This window comes from Sodalis-like secondary symbiont of Drepanosiphum platanoidis (assembly GCF_964059955.1).
Lineage (GTDB): Bacteria > Pseudomonadota > Gammaproteobacteria > Enterobacterales > Enterobacteriaceae.
In genome coordinates this window covers 193,909-205,946 of record NZ_OZ060924.1, presented here as the reverse complement: position 1 = coordinate 205,946, position 12,038 = coordinate 193,909, and the positions used below count along the sequence as shown (strand labels likewise).

Below are 12,038 nucleotides of genomic sequence, written 5' to 3'. Positions count from 1 at the left end.
AAATATTTTAAATTTAATTTTTAATTAATAATTAAAATTTGTTTTTAAAATTATATAGTAAAAGAACTTATATATCCTTTTTCTGATTGAATAATAATTTGATTATCTTTATTATTTATAATATTTAAAATTTTATTATTATCTATTTTTTGTTTTATAAATAAATTTCCATTTTTTTTATTTATCCAATAAATATATCCTTTTTTGTCACCAAATAATAAATAATTTTTATATAAAATAGGAGACGTAATATTTTTATTAATTAATATATTTTGTTTCCATATAATAGATCCATTATTTATATTTATAGAAATAATATTATCATTTTTATCTACTAAATATAAACAAAAATTATCTAATAACATATTAATTAAAGATCCAATATTTTTATGCCATATTGTTTTTCCAGATTTTGCATCTAATGCAAATATATTTCCATTACATGATGTTGTATATATAATATTATCATATATAATTGGTTTAGATTTTATACCTTGTAAATATAAATTATTTTCTTTTTCATTATTTTTTATATTTATTTTCTTTTTCCAAATAATTTTTCCAGTTTTAATATTTATAGAATTTAAATTTCCTTCATTATCTCCAACAATAATATTTTTATTATAAATTACAGGGTCACAATCTTTTCTCAAAGAAAATAAAGAATTATCTAAATTTAAAGTCCATTTAATTAATCCATTATATTCATATAATGATTGAATCATACCATTTCCAGTATGAACAAATATAAAACCATTTTTTATTATAGGAGTAGATAATACTTCTCCAGATACTGAAGAACTCCATATAATACTTCCATTTTGTGAATTTAATGAATATAAATTTGCATTTTCACTTCCTATATAAATTTTATTTTTATTTTTTGATAATCCTCCAGATAAATGTTCAATATTTTTTAAAAAAATATTACTATAAATAGATAAATCTCTTTTCCAAATTTTTTTTCCATTATTAATATTTAATGCATAAACTTTTCCATTTTTAGAAGCTATAAAAATTATAGATTTATCAATTATAGGATTTATATTAAAAATATTTTTATTTTTTTTTAATTTAAAATCCCATATTTTAAATAAATAAAATTTATTATTTTTTTCATATAAAGATTTATTAAAATTATTAATTTTATTTAAATTTAATAAAGAACATCCAGAAATCATCATAATAAATGATAAAAATAATAAAATAATTAAATTATTAAATTTCATATAACTTTCTCTTATTATATAAGGTATATATTAATTATATATAAATTTAAACATATATTTATAAATAAATAAAATTTAATTTTTATTAAATTTTTAATAAAAAATTTTAAATATATAAAAATTTATTTAAAATTTTCATTAAAAGTTTTTTTTAATTTATTTATTAAATAAGATTGTTTAATAACTTCTTGTGTTCCTTTAATAAAATTTTTTATTTTTATTAATTTATTTTTATTATCTTCATCATTTAATATTAATAATATTTTAATATTATATTTATTTATTTTTTTTAAAAATTTTTTTAAATTATAATTAACTAAATCTGTTATTAAACAAATTTTAGGAAAAAAATCTCTAATTTTTTCAGATAAAATTATAAAAGATTTTTTTGATTCTTTACCAAGATATATAAAATATATATTTATATTATTTATATTATATATATAATTATTTTTAATATATTTAGAATTAATATTTTGAATTAATATAAATAATCTATCTAAACCAATAGCACAACCTACTGCTGGAACTTTATATTTTTTGTTTATTATATTAACTAAATTATCATATCTACCACCACCACATATAGTTTTTTTCATTTCGGTTATATTAGATATCCATTCAAAAACTGTTTTATTATAATAATCTAATCCTCTAACTAATTTTTTATTTATTATAAATGGTACTTTTGCTTTTTTTAAAAAATAACATAATTTAGAAAAATGATCATAAGAATCTTTATCTAAAATTTTCTTAGGAAAATTTTTTTTTTGTAATAAATGTTTTATATATTTATTTTTACTATCTAATAATCTTATTGGATTAATATATATATTTTTTTGATATTTTTTATCTATTTTTTTTTTATAAAATGAAAAAAATATTGTTAATTGTTTTATAAAATTTAAACGTGTTTTAATTGATCCTAGTGAATTTATTTCTAATAAAATATATTTATCAATATTAAGTTTTTTCCAAAACCTATAAATTAATATAATTAATTCAGCATCAGTTTCTGGGTTATTTTTACCAAATCTTTCAATTCCTAATTGATGAAATTGTCTATATCTACCTTTTTGAGGTCTTTCATGACGAAACATAGGACCTATATACCATAATCTTTGATTTTTATTATTATAAAATAATCCATTTTCAATACATGCTCTTACACAACCAGCTGTTCCTTCAGGTCTTAAAGATAAACAATCTCCATTTTTATCTTTAAAACTATACATTTCTTTTTGAATAACATCTGTCATTTCACCTGCAGTTCTTTTAAACAAAGAAGTATATTCAATAATTGGAAATCTAATTTCTTTATATCCATAATTTTCTAAAATATTTATTAAATAATTTTCAATTATTTTAAATAAGTATGTTTCTTTTGGTAAAAAATCATTCATTCCTCTAATAGATTGTATTTTTTTCAATATTTTTTCTCTAATTTTTTTATTTATTATTTAAATAATTTGTATATTTTATTTATAATTTATTTTAAATATTTTTATTTTTATACAAATTTTTAATTAAATTAATATTTTTAAAATAAACAAATTTTTTATTTTTTAAATAAAAATTTATTATGGATATTTCCAGATAATTGTCCACATGCAGCATTTATATCATCTCCTCTAGTTTTTCTAATAAAAACAATAATTTTATAATTTTTTAATATTTTAATAAATTTATTAATTTTTTCATTAGAAGAACATTTATAATTTGTTCCTGGAAATTTATTCCATGGTATGATATTAATTATACAAGGTATATTTTTTAATAAATTTGCTAATTGATGTGCATGTTTTATTTTATCATTTATGTTATTTAACATAACATATTCTATAGTTACTCCATTTTTATTAGCTTTAGATTTAAATAAATAATTTTTTACTGAATTTAATAAATTCTTAATATTATATTTATAATTTATTGGTATTATTTTATTTCTTATATAATCATTTGGAGCATGAAGGGATATTGCTAATGAAACATCTACCATATTTTTTAGTTTATCTATTCCTGGAACTATTCCTACAGTAGAAATTGTAATACGTCTTTTAGATAAATTAAATCCTAAATTATCTAACATAATATTTATAGATGGAATTAAATTAGATAAATTTAAAAGAGGTTCTCCCATACCCATCATAACTACATTAGTAATTTTATTTAATTTTAATGATTTATTTAAAAAAATAAATTTAGAAGCAGTCCATAATTGTCCTATTATTTCAAATACTTTTAAATTACGATTAAATCCTTGTTTAGCTGTATAACAAAAACTACAATTTAAAAAACATCCTATTTGAGATGATATACATAAAGTAGCACGATTTTTTTCAGGAATATAAACCATTTCTATATTTTGATTTTTTATTTTTAAAATCCATTTAATTGTACCATCATAAGATATTTTTTGATCTATAATAGAAGGATATTTTATTACTGCATATTTTTTTAATTTATATATTAAATTTTTATTAAAATTTGTCATATAATCAAAATTATCATAAAAATTATTATATATAAATTTCATTAATTGATGAACTCTAAAAGATTTTTCTCCTATTTTTTTAAAAAAAATATATAATTTTTCTCTATTCATATTTAAAAAATTAATTTTTTTTATTTTATTATTAATATATTTTTTTTTTAAAATTTTTTTAGAAGATTTATTTTGTTTTAATATCATTAAAATAATTTCCTTTTTTATAAAAATTAATTAAAATTTTTTAAAAAAATATATATAAATAATAAAATAATATTTAAATATTAAAATTAATTATTATTTTAATAATAAAATTATATTTAGGATTATATATTACAGAAATTTAAAAAATTAAGATTTATATAAAGTTTTTATATTTTAATTTTTTTAAAATTATTTGGGTCGTGCAGGAATTGAACCTGCGACCAATTGATTAAAAGTCAACTGCTCTACCGACTGAGCTAACGACCCAGAAATTTTTAGGTGATGACGGAATCGAACCGCCGACTTCCTCCTTGTAAAAGAGGCACTCTACCTTCTGAGCTAATCACCTTTTAATTTTTATTATTACTATATTAAAATAAGTAATAGATTGAGTCAATCATTTTTATTAAAATTAAAATTTTTATTTTATAAAAAATAAAAATTATATATAATAAAAAATATTATTATAAAATAGGTAAATATTTTTATGAAAATTAAAACTAGATTTGCTCCTAGTCCAACTGGATCTTTACATATTGGAAGTATTAGAACTGCTCTTTATTCATGGCTTTTTGCTAGACATTACAAAGGAGAATTTTTTTTAAGAATAGAAAATACTGATTATGAAAGATCTACAAAAAAATCAATTAATCAAATAATAAAAAGTATGAAATGGTTAAATATTGATTGGGATCATGGACCTATTTTTCAAACAGATAGATTAAATAGATATAAATTTTTTATTAAAAAAATGCTTTTAAATAAAACTGCTTATAAATGTTATTGTTCAAAAAAAAGATTAAAAGAATTAAAAGAATATCAAATAAAAAATAATATAAAACCAAAATATGATAGACATTGTAGATATATTAATTCTTTTAAAAAATATAAAAAATCTTATACAATTCGTTTATGTAATCCAATTAATGGAATTGTATCATTTGACGATCATATTCATGGAACAATTAAATTTAATAACGAAGAATTAGATGATTTAATTATTCAAAGAAAAAATAAAATTCCTACATATAATTTTGCTGTAGTTATAGATGATTATGATATGAATATAACACATGTTATAAGAGGATCAGATCATATAAATAATACACCTAGACAAATAAATATTTTAAAAGCAATTAATGCCCCAATACCAGAATATGCTCATTTATCAATGATCTTAGGAGAAGATAAAAAAAAGCTATCTAAAAGAAATGAAGTTATTGGAGTAATGAAATATCGTGATTATGGATTTCTTCCAGAAGCATTATTAAATTATTTAGTAAGATTAGGATGGTCTTATGGTAATCAAGAAATTTTTGATATTTATCAAATGAAAAAATTATTTAATTTAAAATCAATAAATAAATCTCCTAGTATATTTAATTATAAAAAATTATTATGGTTAAATCATATATATATCAACAAACTTCCTATAAAAAATATTATTTTTTATTTAAAATGGCATATTAAAAAAAATAAAATTAATATTAATAATGGTCCTAAATTAAAAAATGTAATAAAAATTTTAAAAAAACGATGTAATACTTTAAATGATATGATAATACATTTTAATTATTTTTATAAAAAATCTTTAAAATTTAATATTTTTTTAATAAAAAAATATTTAAATACTTCATCATTAAATTTTATTAAAAAAGTTAATAAAAAATTAAAAATATTAAAAAAATGGGATCTTAATTCAATTAAAAATATAATATTCAATATAACAAAAAAATTTAATTCATATGTAAAAGAATCTTATATGTTATTACGAATTATTATAACAGGAATAGAAAAAACACCATCTATTAGTGATATTATTTATATAATTGGAAGAGATTTATTTTTTTTTAGAATTAAATATTCAATAAAAAAAATATCTGATTTTTTTTAAAAATCAGATATTTTTTAAATATTAACTTAATTTTAATAAAAATAAAAATTAATAATTTATAAATTAATTTTTAATATAATTTATTAAAAAATTTTTTAACTAAATAAAATAATTAATTTTTATTAAATTTTTTAAAAATTTATATATCAATATTTATAACTTTTAGTGCATTTTTTTGAATAAATTCTTTTCTAGGTTCTACTGAATCTCCCATTAAAGTAGTAAAGAGATTATCTGCTATAATAGCATCATGTATATTAATTTGTAACATTCTTCTATTTTTAGGATCCATAGTTGTTTTCCAAAGTTGTTCTGGATTCATTTCACCTAAACCTTTATATCTTTGAATTATTAAATTTTTGGATGATTCTTTTATTAACCATTTAAATGCTTGATCAAAATTATTTATTAATTTACGTTTTCCTTTTCTTTCAACATATGCTCCATCTTTAATATTTATTAATTTTTTTATTTTTTCTCTTATAAAATAAATTTTTTTATATTCATTACTTTTAAAAAAATTAATATTTAAATTATAACAAAATTTTATTCCATAATTTTTCATTATTAATATAGGTTCAAATATTTTTAAATCATTATTTTTTTTTATAAAAAAACTATATTTACAATATTTTCTTTTATATTCATTTAATTTTTTTACTACTTTTTTTATCCAATTTTTTACTTTATATTTATCATTAAGATCATTTTTAACAATAGATTTATAAAATAATAAATTTTTAAGAAAATCATATGGAAAATATTTTTTCATTAAATTAATATCTTTTTTTGTTTCAAAATATTTTGATATTAATAAATATAAATTATTATCTTTTATTATTCCATTAATAGATTTTGTATTAATAATAGAATTTTTTGAAGCTAAAATAATTTTATATTTAATCATATCGTTATTATTTTTAATATATTTTTCATTATTTCCTTCTTTAATTTTATAAAGAGGAGGTTGTGCAATAAATATATGACCACGTTTAATTATTTCAGGCATTTGACGATAAAAAAATGTTAATAATAAAGTTCTAATATGTGCTCCGTCAATATCAGCATCAGTCATAATAATAATTTTATGATACCTTAATTTATCTGGATTATAATCATTAGAACCTATTCCACATCCTAAAGCAGTAATTAATGATGTAACTTCTTGAGAAGATAACATTTTATCAAATCTAGCTTTTTCAACATTAAGTATTTTTCCTTTTAACGGTAAAATAGCTTGATTTTTTCTATTTCTTCCTTGTTTTGCAGAACCACCAGCAGAATCTCCTTCTACTAAATAAAGCTCAGAATAAATAGGATTTCTTTCTTGACAATCAGATAATTTTCCTGGTAATCCAGAAGCAAAATCTAATGAACTTTTTTTACGAGTAATTTCACGTGCTCTTCTTGCAGCTTCTCTAGCACGAGCAGCACTAATAATTTTTCCAACAATTATTTTTGAATCACTAGGATTTTCTAATAAAAATTCTATTAAATATTTATTAATTAATGATTCTACTATAGATCTTACTTCAGAAGAAACTAATTTATCTTTAGTTTGAGAAGAAAATTTAGGATTAGAAATCTTTACAGAAACAACAGCAGTTAATCCCTCTCTTGTATCATCTCCTATTGTATTAACTTTAGCTTTTTTTAAAATTCCTTCTTTATCCATATAAAAATTTAAAGATCTTGTTATTGCAGATCTAAATCCAACAAGATGAGATCCACCATCACGTTGAGGTATATTATTAGTAAAACAATATATATTTTCTTTAAAACTACTATTCCATTGTAAAGCAACTTCTACTGATATTTCTTTTTTTGAAGCAATAAAATAAAATATTTTAGAATGTATTGGAGATTTATTAAAATTTAAATAATTAATAAATTCTTTAATTCCTCCAGAATAATGAAAAAAATCTTTTTTTTCTTTTTTTTCATCGTATAAACAAATAGATATACCTGCATTTAAAAAAGATAATTCTTTCAATCTATTAGATAAAATTTTATATTTAAAAACAGTATTATTAGTAAAAATTTTATAATCTATCCAAAAACGTATTGTAGTACCAGTATCTTTTGTATTTCCAATAATTTTTATAGATTTTCTTGGAATTCCAAATATATAAGTTTGTGAATATATTTTACCATCTCTTTTAATTAAAAGTTTTAATTTTTTCGAAAGAGCATTAACAACTGAAATTCCAACACCATGTAATCCTCCAGAAACTTGATAAGAATTATCATCAAATTTTCCACCAGCATGTAAAACAGTCATAATTACTTCTGCTGCAGATACTCCTTCTTCATGTAATCCAGTAGGTATTCCTCTTCCATCATCTGAAACAGAAACTGAATTATCATTATGAATTTTTACAATAATTTTTTTGCAATATCCTGCAAGAGCCTCATCTATAGAGTTATCTACAATTTCAAATACCATATGATGTAATCCAGTACCATCATCAGTATCTCCAATATACATTCCTGGTCTTTTTCTTACTGCATCTAATCCTTTTAATACTTTTATACTTGAAGAATCATATGACATAAAATTTACCTAATTTTAAAGATAATTTTAAATTATTTATAATATATAATATTTTTAAAAATTTATTAAAAATAAATAAAATTTTATATAATATATTTATTAATAATTTTAAAAAATATATAAATAAATTTTTATTAAAAATATTTTTTAATAAAAATTTATAAAATAAATATTATTTAATTATTTATATAAATAAATTCAATTAAATTATTTATGTATAAATTTTATTTATTAATATAAAATTTTATAAAAAAAATTATATTAATTAATAATTTTTTATAATTTTAATTTAAATTTTTTAAAATTTATTATTTATTATAAATGCATAGGCATGAGAATATATATAGAACCTTTATTTAAAAAATTTTCAATTTGTATACCAGAAAAATTATTATTAAATAATAACTTTATTTTATCACATTTTAATATATTTAAAACATCTAAAATATATATAGCATTAAAACAAATTTCTATATTATTTCCTTCATATAAAATATTTAAAAATTCTTCTGCTTCTTCATGTGAAGAATTATTTGCAGTAATTTTTATTTGATTTTTACTTATATATAATCTAATTCCTTTGAATTTTTCATTAGAAAGAAGTGATACTCTTGAAATTGCTTCATATAACTTATTACAATCAGCTTGTAAAAAATTATCATATTGTTTTAAACATATATTTTTATAATCAGGATATATTCCTTCAATTAATTTAGAAATCAAACTATAATTTCCTATTTTAAAAAAAATATTATTATTACTAATCTTTATATTTAAAAAATCTTTTTTATTATCTAAAAATTTCATTAATTCTTTAATACTATCTCTTGGTATTATAATAGATTTATTAAATTTAATTCCTTCTATAAACATATTACTTATAGATAATCTATGACCATCTGTTGTAACACTTTTTATTTTATTTTTAGAAAATTCAAATAACATTCCATTTAAATAATATCGTATATCATTTTTTGACATTGAAAATTGAGTGGATTTAATTAAATTTTTTAATAAATTTATAGGAATAAAAAATTGTAAATCATAAGTATAAATTTCTAATTTAGGAAAATTATTTTCTGATGTTATAGAAAGATAAAATTTTGTTTTATTAGAAGAAATAATTAAACGTAAATTTTTTATTTCAATATTAATTATTGATAACTCTGGAAAACTACGACAAATATCAAAAAATTTACGTGCAAGAACTGTAGTTGTTCCAGATTTATATATTTTACAAGAAATTATTTTTATAATAATTTCTATTTCTAAATTTGTTCTTATTAATTTTATATATTTTTTTTTTACTTTTATAAGAACATTATTTAATATTGGAAGAAAATTTTTTCCTGATATAATATTACTAATTTTTTGTAAAGGTTTTAATATTAATTCTCTTTGAATAATAAATTTCATTTTATTTAATATAAAACTTAATAAGTAAAAATTAAAATAAATTTTAAATATAAATTTAAATTTTAATAAAAAATTTTATTTATATTTTTTTATTATCTATAATATTTTGTGAAATATTTTTAGGTGCTTCATTATACTTTAAAAATTCCATAGAATAAGATGCTCTTCCTTGAGTTTGAGATCTTAAATCTGTTGCATATCCAAACATTTCAGATAATGGAACTTTAGAACGAATTTTTTTTCCTGTAGGTATATCTTCCATTCCATCAATAATTCCTCTTCTACGATTTAAATCTCCGATAACATCACCCATATAACGTTCAGGGGTTTCTACTTCTACACTCATAATAGGTTCTAAAATAACTGGATTTGCTTTCATAAAACCTTCTCTAAAAGCTATAGAAGCAGCTATTTTAAATGCTATTTCTGAAGAATCTACTTCATGATAAGATCCATCAAAAGCTGATACTCTAACATCAACTATTGGATATCCAGCTAAAACTCCACTTTTAAGTTGATCTTTTATTCCTTTTTCTATAGCTGGAATATATTCTTTAGGAACTACTCCTCCAACAATTTTATTTACAAATTCATATCCATTTCCACCAGGTTCTATTGGTTCAATACGTAACCAAATATGTCCGTATTGTCCTCTACCTCCAGATTGACGAATAAATTTACCTTCATTTTCAATTGAATTTCTTATTGTTTCTCTATAAGCTACTTGTGGTTTTCCTACATTTGCTTCTACATTAAATTCTCTTTTCATACGATCAATTAATATTTCAAGATGTAATTCTCCCATTCCAGCAATAATTGTTTGTCCAGATTCAATATCTGTCCAAACTTTAAATGAAGGATCTTCTTGAGCTAATCTATTTAAAGATAAACTCATTTTTTCTTGATCAACTTTTGTTTTTGGTTCAACAGAAACAGATATAACAGGTTCTGGAAAATCCATTGATTCTAATATAATATATGCATTAGGATCACATAATGTATCTCCAGTAGTAACATCTTTTAATCCTATTGCAGCAGCAATATCTCCAGCTCTAACTTCTTTTATTTCATCTCTTTTATTAGCATGCATTTGTACAATTCTACCAAATCTTTCTTTTTTTTCTTTTATTGCATTAATAATTTTATCTCCAGATTTTATTACACCTGAATATACACGAAAAAAAGTTAAATTTCCTACGAAAGGATCTGATGCTATTTTAAATACTAATGCAGAAAATGGTTCTTTATCATCAGATAATCTTTTTATAGGTGTTTTTTTATCTTTAGATATTCCTTGTATTGGAGGTATATCTATTGGAGATGGTAAATATTCAATAACTGCGTCAAGCATAGATTGAATTCCTTTATTTTTAAAAGCAGAACCACAAGTTACTAGAATAATTTTATTATTTAATACAAGTTTTCTTAATCCATTTTTTATTTCTTTTTCAGTTAAAATTTCATTATTTAAATATTTATCCATTAATTTTTCTGATGATTCTGCTGCAGATTCAATTATATATTGATGCCATTTTTTAGATAAATTTATTAAATGATTTGGAATTTCATCATATGAAAATGTAAGTCCTTGATCTTTTTTATTCCAATAAATTGCTTTCATTTTGATTAAATCAATTATTCCTACAAATTTATCTTCAGAACCTATTGGTATTTGAATTGCAACAGGATTAGATAATAAACGATTTTTTAATTGTTTTATTACATTAAAATAATTTGCTCCAATACGATCCATTTTATTTATAAAAGCAATTCTAGGTATATTATATTTATTTGCTTGTCTCCATACAGTTTCAGATTGAGGTTGAACTCCACCTACTGCACAATACACCATAACTACACCATCTAATATAGACATAGATCTTTCTACTTCAATAGTAAAATCTACATGTCCAGGAGTATCAATAATATTAATTCTATATTTATTAAATTGATTTGACATACCAGACCAAAAACAAGTAGTAGCTGCAGAAGTTATAGTTATTCCACGTTCTTGTTCTTGTTCCATCCAATCCATAGTAGCTAATCCATGATGAACTTCACCTATTTTATGATTTACCCCAGTATAAAAAAGAATTCTTTCTGTAGTAGTTGTTTTTCCAGCATCAATATGAGCACTAATTCCAATATTTCGGTATCGAACAATAGGTGTGATTCGAGACATTTATACCCTCTATTTAAATTTTATTCAAAAAAAATATTAAATTTTTATATATAAAATATATAAATTTAAAT

7 protein-coding genes and 2 tRNA genes are annotated in these 12,038 nt (G+C 19.0%); 1 reads left to right on the top strand and 8 read right to left on the bottom strand.

What is annotated here, in order from left to right; translation table 11 throughout:
• Positions 1-50 precede the first annotated feature (50 nt).
• The 5 genes from AB4W47_RS00850 to AB4W47_RS00830 form a co-directional block, all read right to left on the bottom strand.
• Positions 51-1,229 (bottom strand): PQQ-binding-like beta-propeller repeat protein, encoded by a 1,179-nt coding sequence (locus AB4W47_RS00850; RefSeq protein ID WP_367670748.1) that lies wholly within the window; start codon positions 1,227-1,229, stop codon positions 51-53.
• Positions 1,230-1,351: 122 nt separating this feature from the next.
• The gene (gene hisS / locus AB4W47_RS00845; protein ID WP_367670747.1) at positions 1,352-2,659 is read right to left on the bottom strand and encodes a histidine--tRNA ligase; all 1,308 of its coding nucleotides are present in this window, start codon (positions 2,657-2,659) and stop codon (positions 1,352-1,354) included.
• 128 nt (positions 2,660-2,787) lie between these two features.
• Entirely contained in the window at positions 2,788-3,888 is a 1,101-nt protein-coding gene (rlmN, locus tag AB4W47_RS00840) for a 23S rRNA (adenine(2503)-C(2))-methyltransferase RlmN (protein WP_367670774.1), read from the bottom strand.
• 227 nt (positions 3,889-4,115) lie between these two features.
• Positions 4,116-4,188, bottom strand: a tRNA-Lys gene (locus AB4W47_RS00835).
• Positions 4,189-4,197: 9 nt separating this feature from the next.
• Positions 4,198-4,270: transfer RNA gene (locus AB4W47_RS00830), tRNA-Val, on the bottom strand.
• A gap of 138 nt (positions 4,271-4,408) precedes the next feature.
• Between AB4W47_RS00830 and gltX the strand changes: the two genes are divergently transcribed.
• Complete coding sequence (gltX, locus tag AB4W47_RS00825) at positions 4,409-5,815, top strand: glutamate--tRNA ligase (protein WP_367670746.1); 1,407 nt, start codon at positions 4,409-4,411, stop codon at positions 5,813-5,815.
• A gap of 139 nt (positions 5,816-5,954) precedes the next feature.
• Here the strand turns inward: gltX and gyrB are convergent, their stop codons facing one another.
• The 3 genes from gyrB to fusA all read right to left on the bottom strand — a co-directional run bounded on the left by gyrB (position 5,955) and on the right by fusA (position 11,967).
• Positions 5,955-8,369 (bottom strand): DNA topoisomerase (ATP-hydrolyzing) subunit B, encoded by a 2,415-nt coding sequence (gene gyrB / locus AB4W47_RS00820; protein WP_367670745.1) that lies wholly within the window; start codon positions 8,367-8,369, stop codon positions 5,955-5,957.
• A gap of 315 nt (positions 8,370-8,684) precedes the next feature.
• Positions 8,685-9,785, bottom strand: coding sequence for a DNA polymerase III subunit beta (gene dnaN, locus AB4W47_RS00815; protein WP_367670744.1), 1,101 nt, complete (start codon positions 9,783-9,785; stop codon positions 8,685-8,687).
• Between the two features lie 79 nt (positions 9,786-9,864).
• Complete coding sequence (gene fusA / locus AB4W47_RS00810; RefSeq protein ID WP_367670743.1) at positions 9,865-11,967, bottom strand: elongation factor G; 2,103 nt, start codon at positions 11,965-11,967, stop codon at positions 9,865-9,867.
• Positions 11,968-12,038 lie beyond the last annotated feature (71 nt).

Bases quoted from the DNA above. Each gene is read 5' to 3' on its own strand.
- AB4W47_RS00850 (WP_367670748.1), bottom strand. From the start codon at position 1,229: ATGAAATTTAATAATTTAATTATTTTATTATTTTTATCATTTATTATG.
- fusA (WP_367670743.1), bottom strand. From the start codon at position 11,967: ATGTCTCGAATCACACCTATTGTTCGATACCGAAATATTGGAATTAGT.
- gltX (WP_367670746.1), top strand. From the start codon at position 4,409: ATGAAAATTAAAACTAGATTTGCTCCTAGTCCAACTGGATCTTTACAT.
- dnaN (WP_367670744.1), bottom strand. From the start codon at position 9,785: ATGAAATTTATTATTCAAAGAGAATTAATATTAAAACCTTTACAAAAA.
- gyrB (WP_367670745.1), bottom strand. From the start codon at position 8,369: ATGTCATATGATTCTTCAAGTATAAAAGTATTAAAAGGATTAGATGCA.